Source organism: Pseudomonas sp. SMN5, from assembly GCF_052041925.1.
In the GTDB taxonomy this organism is placed as follows: Bacteria; Pseudomonadota; Gammaproteobacteria; order Pseudomonadales; family Pseudomonadaceae; genus Aquipseudomonas.
Window position 1 is genome coordinate 1 of sequence record NZ_JBKGGX010000041.1, and the last position, 22,853, is coordinate 22,853.

The following is a 22,853-nucleotide window of genomic DNA, read 5'->3' on the forward strand; positions in this document are numbered from 1 at the left end:
CACAGCCTTTTTTGCTTACTTTTTTTGGCGTTTGAAAAAAAGTGAGCCGCCGTCAGGGCGGAACCCTAAGTCGCCGTTACCGCAGCAATGGATATGCACCCGGTCAAAAAAACACACAACCTGCCAGGCCGCCATCGCGAGCAGGCTCGCTCCCACATGGAGCTGTGTTCCTCTACTCAAGTGTTGTGATCAATATCCAACTTACTGAACGTCACTTTCCCACCTTCGCTGGTATAGCCCGAGTTGTCCTGCACATACACCCCGGCCTTGAAATACAACGGTTTGACCCGCCAAGTGGAGCTGATGGTGGTGTACCAACTACGACCCGCCGCGCTGATGCCCAGATCACCGGTGCGATCCAGATGAATACGGTAGGAAAAGGCCTGGGAAATCTTCACTCCGCTGGCAACTGTGATGACCCGGGCCTTACTGTCATCGGGACGCATACGAACCTTGGCAACGATGTCACCGAGTTTATTGGCATCCTTGTACTGGTATTCCAGCTTCACCATGGGTTTGTTGCTGTCTTTGGTATGGATCTGACCAATGACAACCTTGCCGCTGCTGGGCACCTGGTTAACGGTCAGGGTGGCATTCAGAAAGTTGTCGGCGTCAGGGTACAACCAATTGCGCAAGGTGCCGTCTTTGTAGGTTTCCCGTAGCTCGCTGCGCGGATAGATCGCGTTTTCAGTCTTTGAGCCAGTGACCGGTGCCCAGAAACGCACCGTGCTGCCATCGCGGCTGAAGTATTTGTCCTTGAACCCATCCACCAATCGTGGCGTTTCGATGGTTTTGGGTGGGCTCCCCTCAGGGATGCTCAAGTTCCAGGTGGCAAGATCGACCATGTTCGGATCCTTTTTCACGAGTAAAAAACTGCAAGACCCAACCGGAGGCTCTATTCCAGGCATCCCAAGGCGCCTTCATAGCGCGGGAATCGAACATTTCACGAGTTCGTCCGGCGGATGGTTGGCGTCAACTGTCCGTCAGAGTGGTGTTTGCGGTTTTTGTGCCCGAGATAAACGACCGCTGGTCGGCTATTTCGTTTTCCAATGGAACGATGGCCATATGAAGCCTGTCGCTTTTGCCGGATGCAGCAAACGGCACGCAGCGGTCCCTGCCGCTACGCGCCGTTGATAGCAGTCAAATCTTGTGCTGAATTTCCAATTGGCTGAACGTCACTTTTCCGCCTTCGGTGGTGTAGCCGGTGTTGTCCTGCACGTAGACGCCTGCCTTGAAGTAAAGCGGCTTGTCCTTCCAGGACGGATCAATGGTGGTGCGCCAGTTGTAGCCCGCTGCACTGATGCCCAGCGCACCCTTGGGGCTGAGGTGAATCATGTAGGTAAAGTTACGGTCAAGCTTTACACCGGTGGCCACGGTAATGACCTGGCCTTCTGCGTCATCGGGGCGCATACGCACTTTGGCGACGATGTTGCCGGTGCTCGTTTTGGTCTTGTACTGATACTCGAGTTTCACCATTGGGTTGGTGCTGTCCTTGGTGTGAATCTGACCAATAACGATCTTGCCAGTACTCGGTACTTGGTTGACGGCCAGTGTTGCACGCAGTTGGTTGTCGGCCGCCGAGTACAGCCAGTTGCGCAAGGTGCCGTTGCTATAGGTTTCACGTAGTTCGCTGCGCGGATAAATAGCGTTGGCTGTCTTGGTGCCTGTTACCGGCGACCAGAAAAACAGCGTGCCGGTATCGGAGTGGAAGTATTCGTTCTTGAATCCCTGGGCCAGGCGTGGGGTTTCGATGGTTACCGCCGGGCTGCCTTCGGGGATGGTCAAGTTCCAAGTAGTGAGATCGATCATGTTCGTGTCCTGCATAACTGTGTAAAAAATAGGCGTGGCAAAGCGAAGGCTCTAACCCGCACTTCTAGGGGCGACCTGACAACACCGGAGTAAGCTTTTTATCGTCTGTTTCGGCGGTGGATTGACGTCAATTGATCGTCACGGGAGGGTATTGCAGTTTCTGTGCCCGATGAGGGTGACCGTTAGTCGGCTATTTCGGGCTTTGTCTGGATGATGGCGCGATGACACCTACTGCTTTTCAAAATCACGGTCTAGAGTGAGATCACCAGTATTTGTCAGCTTTGCTACGTAAAAAACGGCGTGGCGCCCGATAAGAGAAGCAGCATGGAATGCGCGCAACCAACGCTTGGCGAAGATAGCTCCGTACTTTTGATAGTGGATGATTACCCCGAAAACCTGCTCAGCATGCGCGCGTTATTGCAACGTCCGGACTGGCAGGTGATGACTGCATCCTCGGGGTTCGAAGCGCTCGATCTGCTGCTGGCACACGAGATCGACCTGGTTCTGCTGGATGTGCAGATGCCCGACATGGATGGTTTCGAAGTGGCGCGCCTGATGCGCGGCAGCCAACGCACGCGGCTCACGCCGATCATTTTCCTGACCGCCAATGAACAATCCCAGGACGCGGTCATCAAGGGCTATGCCACGGGCGCCGTGGATTATTTGTTCAAACCCTTCGATCCGCAGATTCTCAAGCCCAAGGTGCAGGCGTTGCTGGAGCATCAGCGTAATCGCCGGGCCTTGCAGCGCTTGAGCCAGGAACTGGAGGTCGCCAGGGCCTTCAATGCTTCGGTGCTGGACAACGCCGCCGAAGGGATCCTGGTGGTGGACGAGGAGGGCAGTATCCGTTTCGCCAACCCGTCGACATGCCGTTTGCTCAATGCCACTGCCGATCAGTTGCAGGGCACGCCGTTCCTGGACTACATGCAAAAACCGCATATCCCGGAGTGGGCCGGTTCCGAATTTCTTAACCTCTATGGCCGTGGCGAGATCCTGCGTTTGCACGATGCGGTGTTGCGTACTGCGCCCGGCCAGCAGGTGTCGGTGGCTTTGTCTTGTGCGCCGCTTCCGCCGGAGCAGAAGGCGATGGTGGTGACGCTGCAGGACATGTCGGTGGTGCGTCACCTGCACCAGCAACTGGAATATCAGGCCGTCACCGACCCGCTGACCGGTTTGCTCAACCGCCGGGGCTTCTACCAGACCGCGGAAAACCTGTTGATGCGCAGTGAGCGACTGGAGAGTAATTGGGTGCTGCTGTACCTGGACCTCGACGGTTTCAAGCGGGTCAATGATTCCCTGGGCCACGATGCCGGGGACCGGGTGTTGCGCTGGGTCTCGGAGCAGTTGAAGGCTTGCCTGCGTCCGTTCGATATCCTGGCGCGGTTGGGCGGGGATGAGTTCACGGCGTTGCTGGACCTGGAGTTTCCCGAGCAGGCGGCCAAGATTGCCGAGAAGCTGATCGAGCGGGTGGCGATCTGTCAGCAGATCGAAGGCATGGACGTAGCGCTCGGAGCGAGTATCGGTATCGCCACCTACCCGGACTGCGGCGCCAATCTCGACGGCCTGTTGCGGGCGTCCGACATCGCCATGTACGAAGCCAAGCGTGCCGGCCGCCAGCAGTATCGTTTCTATGATCACGAAATGAACGGTCGAGCCCGTTCACGCCTGATGCTTGAGGAAAGCGTGCGCTCGGCCATCGAGAACCGTGACTTCAACATGGTCTATCAGCCCCAGGTCAGCATCGCCGACGGGCGGATCCGCGGGTTCGAGGCGTTGTTGCGCTGGCAGCATCCCAGCGTGGGCGATGTGCCGCCGGGTCTGTTCCTGCCGCTCCTGGAAGAGGCTCGGTTGATCAGTCGGCTGGGCAGTTGGATTTATCATCGCAGCGCGGCCCAGCGCAAAGTCTGGGAGCGGATGTTCGCCGATGATCTGGTGCTGGGGGTGAGCCTGAGCAGCACCCAGTTCGGCATGCCGAACCTGGCGACCGAGTTGCGTCAGGTGCTGGAGCGCCATGCGTTGAAGCCCCGGCAGTTGGAGGTCGAGGTGACTGAGGATGCGTTGATGCGCAACCCCGATGAAACCCAGAAGCAGCTGCGGCTGCTGCGTCAGCTCGGGGTACGGGTGGCTTTGGATGATTTCGGGTCGGGGCCGTGTTCATTGGCGCATCTGCGCGATCTGGAACTCGACACGCTCAAGCTTGACCGGCATTTGATCGCTCGCTTGCCGGGCTCGCCCCGGGATGCGGCACTGGTGGCGTCAGTGATTGATTTGTGCAAGCAGCTGGGACTGCGGGTGATTGCCGAAGGGGTGGAAACCTTCGAGCAATACGAGTGGTTGCAAGCCCATGGTTGCGAATATGTGCAGGGCTTTCTCGTCGCACGCCCGTTGATGGCCGAGGACACCGATGTCTTTGCCCAACCGTTCGACTGGAGCACGGTGCGGGTCTGAATTTCGCTACACTGGCGGCCTCTCGTATCCGTGTTGTTGCCAATGATCGCGCTCAAGTACCTCCAGGCCTACCCCGCCACCCTGCAAGCCCAGGTGCAGCAATTGATTGCCCAGGACCGGCTGGGCGAGTACCTGCACCAGCGTTATCCCGAGCGGCATTCGATCCAGAGCGACAAGGCCCTGTACGCCTACGCGCTGGAGCGCAAGCAGCAGTACCTGCGTAACGCGCCGGCCATCGATAAGGTGCTGTTCGACAACCGTCTGGACCTGACCCACCGCGCCCTTGGCCTGCACACCGCCGTCTCGCGTGTGCAGGGCGGCAGGCTCAAGGCCAAGAAGGAGATCCGGATCGCCGCGTTGTTCAAGGACGCCGCGCCCGAGTTCCTGAACATGATCGTCGTCCACGAGTTGGCGCACTTCAAGGAATCGGACCACAACAAAGCCTTCTACCAACTCTGCGAGCACATGTTGCCGGGGTACCACCAGCTGGAATTCGACCTGCGGGTGTACCTGACCTGGCGGGACTTGCAAGCAATCAAGGAATGACGAATGGACGTCAGCAAGACCAAGACCAGCTTCTACCGGCGCCTGTATGTGGCTTACCTGATCGACAGCGGCATCGCCAGCAATGTCCCTGCGCTCACCGAAGCCACCGGCATGCCGCGACGCACCGCCCAGGACACTGTCGCGGCCCTGGCGGACCTGGACATTGTCTGTGAGTTCGAGCAACAGGAAGGCGCTCGCAATCATGCCGGGCGTTATCGGATTCGTGATTGGGGGGCGATTGACCGGGGGTGGATCGAGGGAAATCTGCCGCGGATCAAGGCGGTGCTTGAGTATCCCTGATATCAGTGGTGTCTGGGCCGGCCCTATCGCGAGCAAGCTCGCTCCCACAATGGATAGCGCACGCCCCACATGTTGTGTTGCAGCAGATCAATGTGGGAGCGAGCCTGCTCGCGATGGCGTACTCAAGGCCGATGCATGCCTATGTGTGGAATCCCATCCTCTAGATACTCCACTCCCACCACCTTAAACCCATAGCGCCCGTAATATCCCTGCAAATGCGCCTGGGCCGAGAGCGAGATCGAAGTCCCGGGCCAGTGTTTCTCGGCCTGCTTGAGGCCTTGCTCCATCAGCGTGTGTCCCAGGCCTTGGCCGCGCGCTTGCGGCGCGATGATCACGCGGCCGATGATCACGTCGCTGTTCTGCGAATGCGGGTCGAGCAAGCGCAGGTAGGCCACCAGGCGATCGTCCTGCCAAGCCATCAAATGGCAGGTGTCGCCTTCCAGGTCCAGGCCGTCGACGTCCGGGTAGGCGCAGTTCTGCTCGACGACGAACACTTCGGCCCGCAGTTTGAGAATGGCGTACAGCTGTTCCTTGCTCAGGTCACTGTGATGTTTGCAGACCCAGTCGATGTCCATTTTTGAATTTCCTGAATGATTCGATGCCGATATTAAGCGGCCTGCCATCGGAAGTCTTCTCTCCCGAACGGCAGGAAAATCTGTGACAAAGGCCAAAATGCCATCATTCCCCAGTCGCGATGTTGTCTTCTTTGTGTAATCTTCGATGCAGCGCTGTGCAGCGGTTTCAATGAGCTAATGTTAGGTCGGATGTCCGCGGACATCCCGTGAGTGTCGGCTAAAAACAAACGGGCTTTGAACCCGTCAAGGATGTTTGGCATGCCGCGATTGCATCGAGCTCTTGTATTGGTCGGGTTGCTGTTGCTGAGTCACCAGACCTGCGCGCAGAAGTTGCGCCTGGTGGCCGATGGTTGGCCACCGTTCACCGACGCGACGTTGGTCAATGGTGGCCTGGCGACCGATATCGTCAGTACGGCCCTGGCCCGGGCCGGCTACGCCACGGAATTCGAACAGGTGCCCTGGGCCCGGGCCATGCTCGGTATCAGCGAAGGCCGCTATGACGTGCTGGTCAATGCCTGGTACGCGCAAGATCGCACCCAGATCGGCCAGTTCTCGGCCGAGTACCTGCTCAATCGCGTGCGCTTCATCAAGCGCAAGGAAGACCTGATCGAGTTCGATAACCTGCAGCAACTGCATGTCTATCCCATCGCGGTCGTGCGCGGCTATGCCTATTCCCGGGATTTCGACGAAGACCAGCAAATGCACAAGGTTCCCGTGCACAGCTTCGCCATGGCCGTGCGCATGCTGGCGGCCGAGCGGGTCAAGCTGACGCTGGAAGATGAATACGTGGCCCGGTACTACCTGGCCCGGGAATCGCCCAAGGTTCGCAACGCTGTGGAGTTCCTGCCCAAGCCGTTGAGTGAAAACAGCCTGCACATCCTGGTCAGCCTGAAAAACCCGGAGCATGAGCAGATCGTGGCGGGGTTCGATAAAGCGATTGCGGCGATGAAGGCGGATGGCAGTTATGCGCGGTTGTTGGAGCAGCATGGGATGTAGGCTTTTGTAGGGGAGTGCGAGCGCTACAAGCTCAAGCCCCAGGCACATCCTTGATCAAATGCGCCGCCAGTGTTCGCAACGGGCCGAGCTGGCGGCAGATCAACGCCAGTTGGGTTTGCACCAGCCGTTGGCCTTCGTCGATTTCATCGGGCATCTGTTCGAGTTCGTGAGCCAAGGCTTCTTCTTCATCGCTCTGGATCGCAATCGCAGTCTTGCTCGCCAGGCCTTGGGCGATCTCGTCGATGCTGGTCGCCAGTTTCGCGCCCGCGCCCTCGATCAGCTGCTCACGCACCTCGGCCGGCAGTTCGGTGCCACGGTGCGCCCCCAGGCCCGACAGGTAGCTGAGCAGCGTGTGGGACAGCACAAGGAAACGGAAGCCCACGTCGGCTTCCTTACGGAAATGCCCCGGCTCCATCAGCATGTTCGCAAGCGTGGTGGACAGTGCGGCGTCGGCGTTGTGGGCGTTGCGTCGGGCCAGACGATAGGCCAGGTCGTCGCTTTTGCCGGCGGCGTATTGCTGCATGATCTGGCGCAGGTAAATGCTGTTGCAGGTCAGTGTGTTCGCCAGCACCTTGTTCAGCCGACGACCCTGCCAGTCCGGCAGGAACAGGAATACCGCCAGCCCCGCGATGAGGCTGCCGAGCAAGGTGTCGAACAGCCTTGGCAGCAGCAGCCCATAACCGTCACCCACCTGGTTGAAGCAGAACAGCACCATGATGGTGATCGCGGCGGTCGCCAGGGTGTAGCGGGTCGTACGGTTGGTAAAGAACACCACCCCGGCGAGGATGGCGAAACACGATTGCACCAAGGGATTGGGGAACAGGTCGAACAGCGCCCAGGCCACTGTGAGGCCGATGGCGGTGCCGATGATCCGTTGGCCGAGCTTGCGTCGGGTCGCGCCGTAGTTGGGCTGGCAGACAAACAATGTGGTGAGGATGATCCAGTAGCCTTGGGATGGGTGGATCATGTGCACCACGGCATAGCCGACGCTCAGGGCCAGGGGCAGGCGCAGGGCATGGCGAAACAGCAGCGAGGTGGGCGTGAGTTGCGTGCGCAGGCGCAGCCAGACGTCCTTCAGGTTGCGCGGTGAGCGATCCAGCAGGCTGCTGTCGGTGGCGTCGGCCAGGGCGTCCGGGTTGCTGGCGTCGCTGAGCAGGCGGTCCATGGTCGCCAGGTTCACCGACAGCGCCCGCAACGAACGCAACAGGCCGCGCCAGGCCGGGTTGCTCTGGATGCGTAAATGTTCGAGGGACGCGTGCAGATCGTTGAGGGCTTCGGCGAAGCTGTCGTCGTAGACGAATGGCTGGCGCAGCTGGATCGATTCGGCCAGCGCCTGGCAAGCCTTGCCTTGCTGGCGCAGCAGGCGTTGGCAGCGGAACAGCACATCACTGTGGAAGAACGCCTCGGCCAGGGCGTTGTAGGGGTAGTGCGAAGAACTGGCGCGTTCGTGGATGTCCTGAGCCAGGAAATACAGCTTCAGGTAGCGGCTGACTTTCGACCCGGGCCGGCCATTGCCCACGCGATGCAGGATGATCTCCTTGGCGCTGTTGAGCGCGGCGACCACCCGGCCGTTCTGCTGGGCCAATTCCAGGCGGCGGGCTTCGATGTCCAGTTGGCGGATCGGTTCGAGCAGCGACGATTTGAGCTTCAGGTAGCGCCCCAGCTCGCGAAACAGCCGCGCCAGGCTTTGCTGCACCGGCTGGTTGGAAAACAGCGCATGCCACAGCACCGAGAGCAGGCCGTACCATGCCGCGCCGGCCACCAGCAGCAAGGGTTCATGCCAGAAGTTGGTGACCGCGCCACCGCGCTGGTCCACGCCGATCATCGTGTAGACCGACAGAATCAGGGTCGCCGAGGCAATCGCGCCATAACGTTCGCCCAGGGCGCCGAGCATGGTCAGGCCGAAGGCCGCCAGGGCCAGGGCGCCGATGAACAGCACGGGATAAGGGAACAGCAACTCCACCGACAGCGCCGCGACGGTGAAGCACGCCAGGGTAACGGCCAGCGCGTTGAGACGGCCCTGCCAACTGTCGTCGGTCTCGGCCAGGGCGCTGGCGATGATGCCCAGGAATAACGGGATCAACAGCGCCATTTCATCCAGGTACCAGCACAGGCCCATGCTGCCGGTCAGGGCGATGAACACCCGCACGCTATAACTGAATTTATCCAACGCCCAAAGGCGACGCAGAGACTGGCTGAACGAGGTCGATGACATGAAATGCACGGGCCTGACGGGCAATGACGCTAAATTGAGGCAGTAATGACGCCGACGCAATGGGGGCGATCACATCTGGCAGCAAAAAGTGTTCCGTGAACCACACGCCGAGCCACTGTGGGAGCGAGCTTGCTCGCGATGGCGGCAGATCTGTCACATTGATATTGACCGAACTACCGCTATCGCGAGCAAGCTCGCTCCCACAGGATTTGTGCCCACATTTGAATCATGAATCAAACGTACTGCGCCGCCGCATAGCCCGACGCCCACGCCCATTGGAAGTTGAAGCCGCCCAGGTGTCCGGTGACATCGAGCACTTCACCGATGAAGTACAGGCCGGGGCTCTTCAGCGATTCCATGGTCTTGGACGAGACTTCCCGGGTGTCGACGCCGCCCAGGGTGACTTCGGCGGTGCGGTAGCCTTCGGTACCGGCCGGGACGATATTCCAGCTCGCCAGTTTCTCGGCGATGTCCGCAAGCTCGGCGTGGGTGTATTGCTTCATCGGCTTGGAGACGAACCAGGTATCGGCCAGCAGGTTGGCCATTTTCTTGGTGAACAGCTCGCCCAGCAGGGTTTTCAGTTCACTGTTGGGACGTTCGGCCTGTTGCTGTTGCAGCCATTGCGGCACGTCGTGATCGGGCAGCAGGTTGATCTGCACCGTGTCCCCTGGTTCCCAGAACGAAGAAATCTGCAGGATCGCCGGGCCGCTCAGGCCGCGGTGGGTGAACAGGATGTTCTCGCGAAAGCTCTGGTCGTTGCAGCTCACCAGGCAGTCCACCGATGTGCCGGAGAGTTCGCTGCACAGCGTCTTGAGCTGGTCGGTGATGGTGAATGGCACCAGCCCGGCGCGGGTCGGCAGCAACTGGTGACCGAATTGCCTGGCGACCTGATAACCGAAACCGGTGGCTCCCAGGGTCGGGATGGACAGCCCGCCCGTGGCGATCACCAGCGATTGGCAGGTGAGGGTGCCGAGGGTGGTTTGCAGCAGGTAACCGCCTTCGGTTTTTTCGATGTGCTCGATGCGGGTGTCCAGGTGCAGGCTGACGCCGGCCTGGTCGCACTCATCCAATAGCATGGCGAGGATGTCGCTGGATTTGTTATCGCAGAACAGCTGGCCGAGTTTTTTCTCGTGATACGGCACGCCGTGCTTGGCCACCAGGGCGACGAAGTCCCACTGGGTATAGCGGGCCAGGGCCGATTTGCAGAAGTGCGGGTTCTGCGAAAGGAAGTTGCCCGGTTCCGTGTACATGTTGGTGAAATTGCAGCGCCCACCGCCGGACATGAGGATTTTCTTGCCGGCCTTGTTGGCGTGGTCCAGCAACATCACCTGCCGCCCGCGCCCGGCGGCGGTCAGCGCGCACATCAACCCCGCGGCGCCAGCGCCAATGATCACGACTTCGGTAGAGCGCAAAACGGTGTCCTCTGAATGTCTGGGGCCTGTCAGAAATTTGCTTTTGTGGCGAGGGAGCTTGCTCCCGCTCGAGCGCGAAGCGGTCGTAAAGCCAACGAACGCGAACTGTCTGAAGCTCCGCGTTCATGGTTTTTGGGGCTGCTGCGCACCCCAGCGGGAGCAAGCTCCCTCGCCACAGGTGAATCAATAGCAATCAGAGAATCCGCACCCGCAGGGAGCGGCCCTTGATCTTGCCTTCATTCAGGCGCTTGAGCGCCTGTTTGGCGATGCCACGCTCCACGGCCACGTAGGCCTGGAAGTCGAAAATCGCGATCTTGCCAACCTGGGTGCCGGGGATGCCGGCGTCGCCTGTCAGAGCGCCGAGGATGTCGCCGGGGCGGACCTTGTCCTTGCGCCCGGCAGCGATGCACAGGGTACTCATGGCCGGCAGCAACGGGCCGCCGCCCTGGGGCTTGAGGTTATCCAACTGGTCCCAGTTCAACGGCGCCTTCTGCAGTTGCTCGATGGCTTGGGCACGGTGGGCCTCGGACGGCGCCACCAGGCTGATGGCGATACCGGTTTCCCCGGCGCGACCCGTACGGCCGACGCGGTGGATGTGGATTTCCGAATCCCGGGCCAGCTCGACGTTGATCACCATGTCCAGGGCATCGATGTCCAGGCCACGCGCCGCCACGTCAGTCGCCACCAGCACCGAGGTGCTGCGGTTGGCAAACATCGCCAGGACCTGGTCACGGTCGCGCTGTTCCAGATCACCGTGCAGGCCGACGGCAGAGATGCCTTTGGCTGTCAGGTGATCGACGGTTTCCTGCACTTGCTGCTTGGTGAAGCAGAACGCTACGCAGGAGGCCGGACGGAAATGCGCGAGCACCTTGACCACCGCGTCCATGCGCTCCTCAGGGGCGATCTCGTAGAAGCGTTGCTCGATCTGCGCATCGGAGTGCAGCGCCTCGGCTTTCACTTGCTGCGGGTCACGCATGAATTTGGACGCCAGCTGCTTGATGCCCACCGGGTAAGTGGCTGAGAACAGCAGCGTCTGGCGGCGCTCCGGGGTCTGCTGGATGATGTCTTCGATGGCGTCGTAGAAACCCATGTCGAGCATGCGGTCGGCTTCGTCGAGGATCAGCGTGTTGAGGCCGTCGAGCACCAGCGAGCCCTTGCGCAGGTGCTGCTGGATCCGCCCCGGCGTGCCGACGATGATGTGAGCGCCGTGTTCGAGGGAAGCGATCTGCGGGCCGAACGACACGCCGCCGCACAGGGTCAGGACCTTGATGTTGTCTTCGGCGCGGGCCAGGCGGCGGATTTCCTTGGCCACCTGGTCGGCCAGCTCACGGGTCGGGCACATCACCAGCGCCTGGCAGCCGAAGTAGCGCGGGTTGATCGGGTTCAGCAGGCCGATGCCGAACGCGGCAGTCTTGCCGCTGCCGGTCTTGGCCTGGGCGATCAGGTCCATGCCCTTGAGGATCACCGGCAAGCTTTGCGCCTGGATCGGCGTCATCTGGGCATAACCGAGGGATTCGAGGTTAGCCAGCATGGCGGCGGACAGCGGCAAAGTATTGAAAGCGGTGGCGATGGTGGTCACGGTACGGGCCTGCAAAACAAAATGTCGCGCAGTGTAGCAGCCTGGTGCCGCTTTCTTCGAAAGTTCTGGACGAGCTGTGTTGAGACGGGGACCGGCTGTTGTGGCGAGGGAGCTTGCTCCCGCTGGGGCGCGCAGCGGCCCCAAAACCTGACGCTGCGACGTATCAGGAGTAATTTTGGGGTTGCTGCGCAACCCAGCGGGAGCAAGCTCCCTCGCCACAACAGCTTCACTGCACAGAAGCGCCCTCAGTGCTCGATATGCTCGTCGTGACGTTTCTGCCGTCGCCCATCCTGCTTGGACAGTTGGGAGAAAATCGTCGCCGCCAGCATCGCCATGACACCCACCGTCACGAAGGTCAGCTGGAAAGCCCCCAGAACGGTGTCGACGCCGTCATTGCCCACCTGGGCGGTGAAGCCGCCAAGCAGCGCGCCGGCGCAGGCCACGCCGAGGCTCAGGGACAGTTGCGCCACCACCGACAAGAGACTGTTGCCGCTGCTCGCGCTGGCATCGTCGAGGTCGATCAGGGTCACGGTGTTCATTGCGGTGAACTGGAGCGAGTTGATCGCTCCCAGCACTGCCAGTTGCGCCAGCAGCAGCCAGTATGGCGTCTGTTCGCTGACCAGGCCCATGCTGGCCAACATGATACCCAGGGCCAGGGTGTTGCCGGTCAGGACGATGCGATAGCCGAGGCGTTCGATCAGTGGCCGGGCAACCGACTTGGCGACCATCGCTGCGGCAGCCAGGGGCAGCATGCTCATCCCGGCCTGGGATGGTGAGTAACCCAGGGCCACTTGCAGCAGCAGCGGCACCAGGAACGGCAGGGCGCCGCTGCCCAGGCGCGCGAACAGGTTGCCGAGGATCCCCACGGCGAAGGTCCGTGTCTTGAACAGCGACGGCGGAAACAGCGCGTTCTCGATGTGCCCGGCTCGCAGCCAGTAGGCCGCCAGGCAGGCCATGCCGCCGAACAGCAGCAACATTACCCGCAGGTGCGGCAGGTGCAGTTCACCCAGGCCTTCCATGGCGACGGTGATCAATACCATCGCCGCGCCGAACAGTACAAAGCCCAGCCCGTCGAACCGTGTACGTTCGCTGCCGCGCAGGTCGGGAATGAATTTCCATACCGCATAGCAACCGATGACGCCCACCGGCAGGTTGATCAGGAAAATCCAGTGCCAGGTCAGGTACTCCACCATCCAGCCGCCCATGGTCGGGCCAATCAACGGACCGAGCAGGCCGGGAATGGTGATGAAGCCCATGATCCGCACCAGCTCCGAGCGCGGATAGGCCCGCAGCACCACCAGCCGGCCCACCGGCAGCATCAGCGCACCGCCCAGCCCCTGGACGATCCGCGCACCGACCAACATGGTCAGTGAGTTGGACATTGCGCACAGCAACGAGCCGAGGCTGAACAGCAGGATCGCGCCGAAGAAAATCTTCTTGGTGCCGAAGCGGTCGGCGATCCAGCCCGAGGCCGGGATCAGCAGGGCCACGGTGAGCATGTAGGCGATGATCACACCTTGCATGCGCAGCGGGTTTTCCGCCAGGTCAGTGGCCATGGCCGGCAGTGCGGTATTGAGAATGGTGCCGTCCAGGGACTGCATGAAGAAAGCGATCGCCACAACCCAGGGGAGCCAGCGGGCGGTGACGGCGTCGAGCGGTGCGCGGTTGGGCATGGGACCTCTTGTATGAACAATGAGCAGCGTGGCGAACAAGCTTTTTGTGGCGAGGGAGCTTGCTCCCGCTCGAACGCGAAGCGGTCGCGAGATCCACGAACGCGGACTGTCTGGAGAACCGCGTTCATAGCTTTCGGGGCTGCTGCGCAGCCCAGCGGGAGCAAGCTCCCTCGCCACAGAAGGACAGCATCGGCCTCTAGTTGGCTAGACAGGGGACGGCATCAACCTCCGGTTGTTACAGCGTCAACGTCAACCGCTTCACCAGCGCTCCAGGCAGCAGCATCGAGGCCGTGGCTCGTTGGCTGTAGGTGCTGGCCGAGAGCAGAAGTTCCCGCTCCCGGGTCAGCCCTTCGAGTTGCGAGCCGAGCAGGCTGTAGACGCTGTCATCGAAACGCATGGTGCTGACCGGCGCCACGATCTGGCCGTTCTCGACCCAGAAGGTAGCGAAGCGGGTCATGCCGGTCAGGCGTGCGGCGGGTTGGTCCGAGTAGTTCAGGTACCACAGGTTGCTGATGTAGAGCCCGGTGCCGAGGCGTTCGAGGATCTGCTGCTGCTCCAGCTGGCCTTCGTTCATGACAAGCGCCGTGGGGTATTCGTAGCTGCTGGCGCCGTTGGCGGTGAGGCCGTATTCGGCGGCGCTGCGCGAGTTGATCAGGCGCGCATTGGCCGTGCCCTTGGCGATCAGCCCCAAGTCATCGCGTGGATAACCTTCATCGGAAAACGCCGGGCTCAGGGAACCGCTGACCTGCTCGCCGAGCCCCACGATGGGGCTGAAGCTGGCTTCGCCGGCGTAGAACTTCTGCAACGGGCTCTGCTTGCTGGCAATCGCCCGGGCCGAGAACCCGCCCCAACTGAGCATGCCCATGATTTCTTCCAGCGCGGCGGGCGCCAGGTAGGCGCGGTACTCGCCGGGTGGCAGCGTACGCAGTGGCCGGCCCAGAAACTCCAGCTGCTGGCGGGCCTGCTCGAAACGCCGGGCGAAGCCTTCGCTGCTCCACTGGTGGCCGGCGTAGCTGGCTTTCACCGCCTGGCCGTTTTCGTGAAAGAGACTGAAATCGAAATTGAAGCTGTTGGCCTGATGCCAGCCGAACGCCCCGGATGAGCTGGCAAAACCCCGACTGATGGGGCCTGCGGCATAGATGCCCACCAGGTCCAGGCCTTCGGCAGCGAGGGTGATTTCGGCGACCGCCTGTTCGGTTTCCGGCAGCGGATGGTCCTGCACGTTGTGGCTGTGCCAGTGATTATGGTTGAGCAGCAGGTACGGATCCCGGGGCAGCAACGGCAAGGTTTCACGCAGCTGTTGCAGGCCTTCGGCGAGACGTTGCAGGTCGGTCCCGGGCTCGCCGGACAAGGTGATCTGCAAGTCGGCGTGGCGCCCGTCGTCGATCAACTTGAAGCTGACGTTGGCCTGTTGCACCTGTCCGGCCTGGCGCACCTTGGCGTGGTTGAAGCGTACGAAGGCCGAGGATTCGGCGGCGTAGCCGAGGGTGAATTGTTCGGATTCGCGCAGCGCGTTGCGCAGCCAGTCGACCAGGGTCTTGAACGCCTCGGCCTGATTATTGAAAGTGCTCATCAGGCGTCTCCCCCAAACACGTCAACGTTGCTGAACACGCAGGCCGGTGACGCGTGGCCGACGCGAATGACCTGGTTCGGTTCGCCCTTGCCGCAGTTCGGCGTACCCAGGACCTGCACGGTGCTGGCATCGCCGACCGCGCGTAGACTCTTCCAGAACTGCGCGGAAATGCCCCGGTAATTGGGGTTCTTCACCACGCCCTTGAGCTCGCCGTTCTCGATCAACTGGCCCCATTCGCAGCCGAACTGGAATTTGTTGCGGGCATCGTCGATGGACCAGGAGCGGTTGGTGCGCATCAGCACGCCGTGCTCGATGCCCTGGATCAGTTGCGCCAGCGACTGGTCGCCGGGCTCGATGTTCAGGTTGGCCATGCGGTCGATGGGCGGGCGGTTCCATCCACAGGCTCGACTGTTGGCGACGCCGCTGAGGCCGGCGCGGAACTGCGACAACGCACCACCCAATGGACGCAGCAGCAGGCCCTCGCGGATCAGGAACTGTTTGCTGGCGGCGGTGCCGTCGTCGTCATGGCTGTAGCTCGCCAGTTCCTCGGGAATTTCCGGGTCGAAGGTCACGTTCAACAGGCTGGAGCCATATTGCAGGTGGCCGAAGTCGGCGGTCTTGACGAAGCTGGTGCCGGCGTAATTGCGCTCGTCTCCCAGGATGCGGTCCAGCTCCAGCGGATGGCCAATGGATTCGTGGATCTGCAACATCATCTGATCGGGCATCAGCAGCAGGTCGCGGGGGCCTTGCGGGGTGTTGGGTGCCATCAACAGTTGCAAGGCCTGGTCGGCGATCTTCGGCCCGGCACCGATCAGGCCGCAACGCTGGATCACGTCGAAGCCGCCTTGCTGGCCGAAGTTCTCGCGGCCCAGAGTGCGGGTCTGGCTGTCGTGGCCGTCGAACGCGGTGACGTCCAGCGCGGGGTAGATGAAACGCTGGGCTTGGCGCAATTCGGCGCCGGCGCTGTTGAGGTAGATCTGCTCGACCTGGGTCAGGCCGATGCTCACTTGCCAGTTCACCAGGCGCTCATCCTTCGGTACGGCGGCCGACTCGTCGCCGAGCAGTTGATAGCAGTCGCTGAGCGCCGGGAAGGCCTGGTCGAAAAACGGTGAAAAATAATCGGCTCGGTCGCTGGACACCGGTTGCTCGCGCAGGTCGAGCAAGGCGTGGGGCTTGAGCCGGCGGGCCTGCCGCTCGGCGCGGTCCAGTGCAGCTTGCAGGCCGGCCTGGGACAGGTCGTTGGTGGAGGCATAGGCCTCGACGCCGTTGACCCGGGCGGTGAGCATCGCGCCTTCGTCGCGGTTGAGGCTTGGCGGCTCGGCGACATTCTTGCGCACCGACAGATGCTGGCCGGATTCGCGCACATAACGCAGGGAAAAAAACTCGGCGCCCGTGCGCAAGGCAGCAAACCGCTGCTTGAGCTGGGGGTGGAAGTCGAACATGAAACCTCCTTGTCTGGAGTGGCGGTGCAGCGAGGTGCGGCGCATTGACGCGGCGGCTCTAGAGTAGGCCTGGGCGGGGGAGGGATCAAGGCAGAAAGGAATAGTGGATGTCAGGGCGGACGCTATCGCGAGCAAGCTCGCTCCCACACTGGATCTTTAGTGATCACAAGATTTGTGTTCACCGGCGATCCCCTGTGGGAGCGAGCCTGCTCGCGATGGCGGTGTGACAGTTACTGCGCGGTCGGCCCGACTTCCCGCAACGGCTTGCCGCGCACCGGGGCGTCGCCGGCGACGTAGTACGGGGCGGTGCTGCGCGGCAGCGGTTTGCGGCCGCGGATCTTGTCGGCGATTTTCTCGGCGATCATGATCGTTGGCGCGTTCAGGTTGCCGGTGGTGATGATCGGCATGATCGAGGCATCCACCACGCGCAACCCTTGCAGGCCATGCACGCGACCTTCGCCATCGACCACGGCCATGTCATCGGTGCCCATCTTGCACGAGCAGGAAGGGTGGAACGCGGTCTCGGCGTGTTCGCGGATGAACTGGTCCAGTTGCTCATCGGTCTGCACTTCGATGCCGGGGCTGATCTCACGACCACGGAATGCATCGAGCGCCGGCTGCTGCATGATCTCCCGGGTCAGGCGGATGCCGTCGCGGAACTCCTGCCAGTCCTGCTCGGTGGCCATGTAGTTGAACAGGATGCTCGGGTGCTGGCGCGGGTCCTTGGACTTGGCCTGGATCCGGCCACGGCTTGGCGAGCGCATGGAGCCCATGTGCGCCTGGAAACCGTGTTCCTTCACGCCGTTGCTGCCGTTGTAGTTAATCGCCACCGGCAGGAAGTGATACTGGATGTTCGGCCAATCGAACTCCGGACGCGTGCGGATGAAGCCGCCGGCTTCGAACTGGTTGCTGGCGCCGATACCGGTGCCGTTGAACAGCCATTCGGCACCGATGGCCGGCTGGTTGTACCAGAGCAGCGACGGGTACAGCGAGACCGGTTGGGTGCAGGCATATTGCAGGTACAGTTCGAGGTGATCCTGCAGGTTCTCACCGACGCCCGGCAGGTCGTGGACCACCGCAATGTCGAGGCTCTTGAGCAATGGCGCCGGACCAACTCCGGAGCGTTGCAGAATCTGCGGCGAAGCGATGGCGCCGGAGCACAGCAGCACTTCCTTGCGAGCGCGGGCCTCGACTCGCTCTTCAGCGGCGCCTACCAGGTAGCGCACGCCCACCGCACGCTTGCCTTCGAACAGGATCTTGTCGGTCAGGGCATGGGTGATGATGGTCAGGGTCGAACGTTTCTTGGCGACGTCCAGATAACCGCGAGCCGTGCTGGCGCGACGGCCGTTCGGCGTCACGGTGCGGTCCATCGGACCGAAGCCTTCCTGCTGGTAGCCGTTGAGGTCTTCGGTGCGCGGGTAACCGGCCTGCACACCGGCTTCGACCATGGCGTGGAACAGCGGGTTGTTGCCGGGCTTGGGTGTGGTCACGCTGACCGGACCGTCGCCGCCGTGATAGTCGTTCGGGCCGATGTCACGGGTTTCCGCCTTGCGGAAATAGGGCAGGCAGTCCAGGTAGGTCCAGTCTTCCAGGCCCGGCAGCTTGGCCCAGTTGTCATAGTCCAGGGCGTTGCCACGGATGTAGCACATGCCGTTGATCAGTGAGGAACCGCCCAGGCCCTTGCCGCGACCGCATTCCATGCGGCGGCCGTTCATGTGCGGCTCCGGGTCGGTCTCGTAGGCCCAGTTGTAGCGCCGGCCCTGCAACGGGAACGCCAGGGCGGCCGGCATCTGGGTGCGGAAATCCAGGCGATAGTCCGGACCGCCGGCTTCGAGCAGCAGGACGGTGACGCCCTCGTCTTCAGTCAGGCGGGTCGCCAGGGTGTTACCGGCCGAGCCGGCACCGATGATGATGTAATCGAATTCTTGGGACATGAAATGCACCCTCTTTTGATTGGGTTCAGGTCGCGCGCCAGAGCCACCTTCCCTGTGGCGAGGGAGCTTGCTCCCGCTCGGCTGCGCAGCAGTCGCAAATCAAGCGACCGGGTTCTGTCTGGATGGCGATGGGCCCTGAAGAGGGGCTGCTTTGCAGCCCAGCGGGAGCAAGCTCCCTCGCCACAAGGGCACCGCGTCAGATCAGAACACCGACGCGTAATCGCCCAGCTCGACCTGTACCGATTTGATGCGCGTGAAGTTGTTCAGCGAGCTGATCCCGTTCTCGCGGCCCACGCCCGATTGCTTATAGCCACCGACCGGCATTTTGGCGTCGGACTCGCCCCAGGCGTTGATCCAGCAGATACCGGCTTCCAGTTGATGGATGATGCGGTGGGCGCGGTTCAGGTCGCGGGTCACGACGCCAGCGGCCAGGCCGAAGTCGGTGTCGTTGGCGCGGCGGATGACTTCTTCCTCGGTTTCATAGCTGAGGATGCTCATCACCGGGCCGAAGATTTCTTCACGGACGATGGTCATCTCGTCAGTGCAATCAGTGAAGACGGTCGGCGCAACGAACGCACCCTTGGCAAACGCGCCGTCGGTCAGGCGCGCGCCGCCGCACAGCAGGCGTGCGCCCTCGGCCTTGCCCTTCTCGATGTAGCCCAACACGCTTTCCATGTGGGCGAAGCTCACCAGCGGACCGAAGTTGGTGTTCTCGTCCTCTGGATTGCCGACGCGGATGCGCGCCACGCGCTCGGCGATCTTGGCTTCGAACGCGGCCTTGAGATGGCTCGGCACGAACACGCGGGTGCCGTTGGTGCAAACCTGGCCGGAGCTGTAGAAGTTGGCCATCATCGCGGTGTCGGCAGCGCGATCCAGGTCGGCGTCGTCGCAGATGATCAGCGGCGACTTGCCGCCCAGCTCCATGGTCACGTCCTTGAGCGAAGAGCTCGAGGCGCTGGCCATGACTTTCTTGCCGGTGTCGGTGCCGCCGGTGAAGGAGACTTTCTCGATGCGCGGGTGCTCGGTCAGCCAGGTGCCGACCTCACGGCCACTGCCGGTTAGCACGTTGAACACGCCCGCCGGAACGCCGGCTTCGGTGTAGATCTCGGCCAGCTTCAGGGTGGTCAGCGAGGTGACTTCGCTGGGCTTGAAGATCATCGCGTTACCGGCGGCCAGGGCCGGTGCGGATTTCCACAGGGCGATCTGGATCGGGTAGTTCCACGCGCCGATGCCGGCTACGACGCCCAGCGGCTCGCGGCGGGTGTAGACGAAGGAGGTGTCGCGCAGCGGGATCTGCTCGCCTTCGATGGCGGGCACCAGTCCGGCGTAGTATTCCAGCACGTCGGCGCCGGTGACGATGTCGACGTAGCGGGTTTCGGAGTAGGCCTTGCCGGTGTCCAGGGTTTCCAGGGCGGCCAGTTCATCGTTGCGTTCGCGCAGGATGTCCACGGCGCGGCGCAGGATGCGCGAGCGCTGCATGGCCGTCATCGCGGCCCAGACCTTCTGGCCCTTTTCGGCGCTGACCACGGCGCGCTCGACGTCTTCCTGGGTGGCACGCTGCACCAGGGCGAGAACCTCACCGTTGGCCGGGTTGATGGCTTCGAAGGTGGCGTCGCCGCTGGCATCGCTGTACGCGCCATCGATGTAGAGTTTTTGCAGTTCGAAACGGGCCATAAAGTCCTCGCAAGTGCATAAGTGGTTGGCTGGGCCACCGGGCGTGTCCTCTACAGCTGACTACGCGGGTCGGTGGCGGTTCAGGAGCCGAGCGGTTCTGTGTGCTCTGGCGCTCCTGCCTTGGCCAGTTGGAAATCCATATATTCGTAAGCGATCCGGTGTGCCTGGGCGGTGTCGAACGCGTCTCCCGACAGCGCCCCGCGCAGCCACAAACCGTCAATCAGAGCGGCCAGGCCCCGTGCCGCACTGCGCGCCTCATCGACGGGCAACACGCGACGGAACTGGCAACACAGGTTGGAATACAGACGGTGATCGTTGATCCGCTGCAACCTGTGCAATGACGGGTGATGCATGCTGGTGGCCCAGAAGGCCAGCCAGGTTTTCATAGCCGGGCCGTTGACCTGGCTGGCGTCGAAGTTGCCTTCGATGATCACCTTGAGGTGCGCCCGCGGGCTGCTGTCCTCCAGTGCCTGGCGGCGCGCGGTGACGTTCTCGCTCAGGACAGTCATCAGGTACTGGGCCGTGGCCGCGATCAGGCCATTCTTATCCTGAAAGTAGTGACTGATGATGCCGTTCGAGACACCGGCCAAACGGGCGATCAGCGCAATGCTGGCGTCCCCCATGCCGACCTGATCGACCGCTTGCAGCGTGGCTTCGATCAATTGCTGGCGGCGTATGGGTTGCATACCGACCTTGGGCATCTAGCACATCTCCTTAGGCCAACCGGCAGGCGAGTTCGTCTGTCGGTGCGTGGGCCAGTCTATTTTGTTTTGATTGAACGTTCAATCAACAAAGAATAAGCTCTGCGACAATTCGTCGCGATTTGCCGAAATTTCCTACGTGTAAATGGCGCAGAAACCGGACATCCAACGGCCCAGGCCCCAGCTTTCACTGGGGACAGGGCTTGTGGGGTGTCTTTATAACACCCGCCGGTCGGCTGCCAACTGATCGATTGGTCGGGTACCGCGTTGCCTTGTCCTTCTCTCGCACTGCCTGGAGCGTCCGTGCAATGAGTTCTGCTTCTCCTAATAAAGACCCCGCCGCAAAAGGTGACGGTCAACGGTTGGGTGTTCTACACCTCCACCGCGCTGATTTTGCTGTTGACCGCCATCCTGATCATGGCGCCCCAGGAGGCCGGCCGATTGCTCGGCATTGCCCAGGCGTGGCTGTCACGCAGCTTCGGCTGGTACTACATGGTGGTGATCGCGGCATACCTAGTGTTTGTTGTCGGCCTGGCGTTCTCCTCCTACGGCAAGCTGAAGCTGGGCAGCAAGGACGACACGCCGGACTTCAGCTACGGTGCCTGGGCCGGGATGCTGTTCTCCTCGGGCATCGGCATTTCGTTGTTGTACTTCGGAGCCTCCGAGCCGCTGGATCACTTTTTCAATCCGCCCGAAGGCGTGGCCGGCAGCAACCTGGCCGCCCGCCAGGCGGTGCAACTGACGTTCCTGCACTGGGGCCTGCATGGCTGGGCGATCTATGCGCTGGTCGGCCTGGCCGTGGCGTATTTCGCCTACCGGCATCACCAGCCGCTGGCGCTGCGCTCGGCGTTGTACCCGTTGGTGGGCGAGCGTTGGGTCAAAGGTGCAGCCGGCCATGCGGTGGACGGTTTCGGCATGTTCGTGACCCTGCTGGGGCTGGTGACGAACCTGGGAATCGGCTCGCTGCAGGTGTCGTCCGGACTGGAAAGCCTGTTCGGCATGGAGCACAGCAACACCAACCTGCTGATTGTCATCATCGTGATGAGCACGGTGGCGACCATCGCCGCGGTGTCTGGTGTGGAGAATGGCATTCGCCGGTTGTCGAACCTGAACATCGTGCTGTTCAGCGGCCTGCTGATCTTTGTCCTGCTGTTTGGCCCGACCCTGCACTTGCTCAACGGCTTCGTGCAGAACATTGGCGATTATCTCAACGGTGTGGTGCTCAAGACTTTCGATCTGTATGTGTATGAGGGCAACGGCGCCGATTCGGATCGCTGGCTGGGCCTGTGGACGCTGTTCTACTGGGCGTGGTGGATTTCCTGGGCGCCATTCGTGGGCATGTTCATCGCACGTATTTCCCGTGGCCGTACCGTGCGTGAACTGGTGGCCGGCGTGCTGCTGATTCCCCTGGGCTTCACATTGGCCTGGCTGTCGATCTTCGGTAACTCGGCATTGGACCTGGTGATGAACCACGGGGCAGTGGAGCTGGGCAAGACGGCACTGCAACAGCCGTCGATGGCGATCTACCAGTTGCTGGAGCATTACCCGGCGTCGAAAGTGGTGATCGGCGTGTCGATTTTCGTCGGTTTCGTGTTGTTCCTGACCCCGGCGGATTCCGGTGCGGTGATGATGGCCAACCTTTCCTGCAAGGGCGGCACCGTTGACGAAGATGCGCCGCACTGGCTGCGGATTTTCTGGTCGGTGGTGATCACCCTGGTGACCATCGGCCTGCTGTTTGCCGGTAACTTCGAAGCCATGCAGACCATGGTGGTGCTGGCCGGTTTGCCGTTCTCGGTGGTGCTGGTGTTTTTCATGTTCGGCCTGCACAAGGCCATGCGCCGGGACGTGCAGCTCGAACAGGAGCAGGCGGCGTTGGAGACGCGTGATTGGCAGCGCTTCAGTGAACGCATGATGCAACTGGATCGACAGTTGTAATCACCGTCGTGGCGAGGAGCTTGTGTGGCGAGGGAGCTTGC

General features: G+C 61.8%; 17 protein-coding genes. 5 read left to right on the forward strand and 12 right to left on the reverse strand.

The features are described 5' to 3' along the window. Positions 1-176: 176 nt before the first annotated feature. Positions 177-845 carry a polysaccharide lyase family 7 protein gene (locus tag ACLEJR_RS25915; RefSeq protein ID WP_440796212.1) on the reverse strand — a complete coding sequence of 223 codons (669 nt, stop codon included), beginning with the start codon at positions 843-845 and terminating at the stop codon, positions 177-179. 295 nt (positions 846-1,140) lie between these two features. Then, on the reverse strand, positions 1,141-1,809 hold the full coding sequence (locus ACLEJR_RS25920; protein WP_440796214.1) for a polysaccharide lyase family 7 protein: 669 nt from the start codon (positions 1,807-1,809) through the stop codon (positions 1,141-1,143). Between the two features lie 324 nt (positions 1,810-2,133). Here ACLEJR_RS25920 and ACLEJR_RS25925 point away from each other — a divergent pair, with 324 nt between their 5' ends. From ACLEJR_RS25925 to ACLEJR_RS25935, 3 genes are read left to right on the forward strand one after another with little or no spacing between them, the layout of a single operon-like run. Further along, positions 2,134-4,257 (forward strand): putative bifunctional diguanylate cyclase/phosphodiesterase, encoded by a 2,124-nt coding sequence (locus ACLEJR_RS25925; RefSeq protein ID WP_440796216.1) that lies wholly within the window; start codon positions 2,134-2,136, stop codon positions 4,255-4,257. A gap of 42 nt (positions 4,258-4,299) precedes the next feature. Continuing rightward, positions 4,300-4,803, forward strand: coding sequence for a M48 metallopeptidase family protein (locus ACLEJR_RS25930; protein WP_440817493.1), 504 nt, complete (start codon positions 4,300-4,302; stop codon positions 4,801-4,803). A gap of 3 nt (positions 4,804-4,806) precedes the next feature. Continuing rightward, positions 4,807-5,103: a winged helix-turn-helix domain-containing protein gene (locus ACLEJR_RS25935; RefSeq protein ID WP_440796220.1), complete on the forward strand. Its 297-nt coding sequence runs from the start codon at positions 4,807-4,809 to the stop codon at positions 5,101-5,103. 122 nt (positions 5,104-5,225) lie between these two features. Here ACLEJR_RS25935 and ACLEJR_RS25940 read toward each other — a convergent pair whose 3' ends face one another. Beyond that, the gene (locus tag ACLEJR_RS25940; RefSeq protein WP_440796221.1) at positions 5,226-5,678 is read right to left on the reverse strand and encodes a GNAT family N-acetyltransferase; all 453 of its coding nucleotides are present in this window, start codon (positions 5,676-5,678) and stop codon (positions 5,226-5,228) included. A 258-nt stretch (positions 5,679-5,936) separates the two neighbouring features. Between ACLEJR_RS25940 and ACLEJR_RS25945 the strand changes: the two genes are divergently transcribed. Beyond that, positions 5,937-6,674 (forward strand): substrate-binding periplasmic protein, encoded by a 738-nt coding sequence (locus tag ACLEJR_RS25945; protein ID WP_440817496.1) that lies wholly within the window; start codon positions 5,937-5,939, stop codon positions 6,672-6,674. A 31-nt stretch (positions 6,675-6,705) separates the two neighbouring features. Here ACLEJR_RS25945 and yccS read toward each other — a convergent pair whose 3' ends face one another. From yccS to betI, 9 genes are all read right to left on the reverse strand, one after another. Further along, positions 6,706-8,889, reverse strand: coding sequence for a YccS family putative transporter (gene yccS, locus ACLEJR_RS25950; RefSeq protein ID WP_440817499.1), 2,184 nt, complete (start codon positions 8,887-8,889; stop codon positions 6,706-6,708). A gap of 233 nt (positions 8,890-9,122) precedes the next feature. Further along, entirely contained in the window at positions 9,123-10,301 is a 1,179-nt protein-coding gene (locus tag ACLEJR_RS25955; protein WP_440817501.1) for an NAD(P)/FAD-dependent oxidoreductase, read from the reverse strand. Between the two features lie 193 nt (positions 10,302-10,494). Then, complete coding sequence (dbpA, locus tag ACLEJR_RS25960) at positions 10,495-11,832, reverse strand: ATP-dependent RNA helicase DbpA (protein ID WP_440817512.1); 1,338 nt, start codon at positions 11,830-11,832, stop codon at positions 10,495-10,497. A gap of 293 nt (positions 11,833-12,125) precedes the next feature. Next, positions 12,126-13,553: a multidrug transporter subunit MdtD gene (mdtD, locus tag ACLEJR_RS25965; RefSeq protein WP_440817504.1), complete on the reverse strand. Its 1,428-nt coding sequence runs from the start codon at positions 13,551-13,553 to the stop codon at positions 12,126-12,128. A 235-nt stretch (positions 13,554-13,788) separates the two neighbouring features. Next, a complete protein-coding gene (locus ACLEJR_RS25970; protein ID WP_440796231.1) occupies positions 13,789-15,126 on the reverse strand; it encodes a TldD/PmbA family protein in 1,338 nt (445 codons plus the stop codon). After that, the gene (locus tag ACLEJR_RS25975; RefSeq protein ID WP_440817507.1) at positions 15,126-16,568 is read right to left on the reverse strand and encodes a TldD/PmbA family protein; all 1,443 of its coding nucleotides are present in this window, start codon (positions 16,566-16,568) and stop codon (positions 15,126-15,128) included. The genes ACLEJR_RS25970 and ACLEJR_RS25975 overlap by 1 nt, the downstream gene beginning before the upstream one ends. Before the next feature lie 230 nt (positions 16,569-16,798). Further along, positions 16,799-18,502: a choline dehydrogenase gene (betA, locus tag ACLEJR_RS25980; protein WP_440796235.1), complete on the reverse strand. Its 1,704-nt coding sequence runs from the start codon at positions 18,500-18,502 to the stop codon at positions 16,799-16,801. Positions 18,503-18,703: 201 nt separating this feature from the next. Further along, complete coding sequence (gene betB, locus ACLEJR_RS25985; RefSeq protein ID WP_440796237.1) at positions 18,704-20,176, reverse strand: betaine-aldehyde dehydrogenase; 1,473 nt, start codon at positions 20,174-20,176, stop codon at positions 18,704-18,706. Between the two features lie 80 nt (positions 20,177-20,256). After that, on the reverse strand, positions 20,257-20,877 hold the full coding sequence (betI, locus tag ACLEJR_RS25990; protein ID WP_440796239.1) for a transcriptional regulator BetI: 621 nt from the start codon (positions 20,875-20,877) through the stop codon (positions 20,257-20,259). Between the two features lie 366 nt (positions 20,878-21,243). Between betI and ACLEJR_RS25995 the strand changes: the two genes are divergently transcribed. Beyond that, a complete protein-coding gene (locus tag ACLEJR_RS25995) occupies positions 21,244-22,812 on the forward strand; it encodes a BCCT family transporter (RefSeq protein ID WP_440817515.1) in 1,569 nt (522 codons plus the stop codon). Positions 22,813-22,853: the final 41 nt, after the last annotated feature.

Coding starts and splice junctions, on each gene's coding strand:
- ACLEJR_RS25925 (WP_440796216.1), top strand. CDS start 2,134: ATGGAATGCGCGCAACCAACGCTTGGCGAAGATAGCTCCGTACTTTTG.
- betA (WP_440796235.1), bottom strand. CDS start 18,502: ATGTCCCAAGAATTCGATTACATCATCATCGGTGCCGGCTCGGCCGGT.
- dbpA (WP_440817512.1), bottom strand. CDS start 11,832: ATGCTGGCTAACCTCGAATCCCTCGGTTATGCCCAGATGACGCCGATC.
- yccS (WP_440817499.1), bottom strand. CDS start 8,889: ATGTCATCGACCTCGTTCAGCCAGTCTCTGCGTCGCCTTTGGGCGTTG.
- ACLEJR_RS25920 (WP_440796214.1), bottom strand. CDS start 1,809: ATGATCGATCTCACTACTTGGAACTTGACCATCCCCGAAGGCAGCCCG.
- ACLEJR_RS25915 (WP_440796212.1), bottom strand. CDS start 845: ATGGTCGATCTTGCCACCTGGAACTTGAGCATCCCTGAGGGGAGCCCA.
- ACLEJR_RS25940 (WP_440796221.1), bottom strand. CDS start 5,678: ATGGACATCGACTGGGTCTGCAAACATCACAGTGACCTGAGCAAGGAA.
- ACLEJR_RS25945 (WP_440817496.1), top strand. CDS start 5,937: ATGCCGCGATTGCATCGAGCTCTTGTATTGGTCGGGTTGCTGTTGCTG.
- ACLEJR_RS25975 (WP_440817507.1), bottom strand. CDS start 16,568: ATGTTCGACTTCCACCCCCAGCTCAAGCAGCGGTTTGCTGCCTTGCGC.
- betI (WP_440796239.1), bottom strand. CDS start 20,877: ATGCCCAAGGTCGGTATGCAACCCATACGCCGCCAGCAATTGATCGAA.
- ACLEJR_RS25930 (WP_440817493.1), top strand. CDS start 4,300: ATGATCGCGCTCAAGTACCTCCAGGCCTACCCCGCCACCCTGCAAGCC.
- ACLEJR_RS25935 (WP_440796220.1), top strand. CDS start 4,807: ATGGACGTCAGCAAGACCAAGACCAGCTTCTACCGGCGCCTGTATGTG.
- ACLEJR_RS25970 (WP_440796231.1), bottom strand. CDS start 15,126: ATGAGCACTTTCAATAATCAGGCCGAGGCGTTCAAGACCCTGGTCGAC.
- mdtD (WP_440817504.1), bottom strand. CDS start 13,553: ATGCCCAACCGCGCACCGCTCGACGCCGTCACCGCCCGCTGGCTCCCC.
- betB (WP_440796237.1), bottom strand. CDS start 20,176: ATGGCCCGTTTCGAACTGCAAAAACTCTACATCGATGGCGCGTACAGC.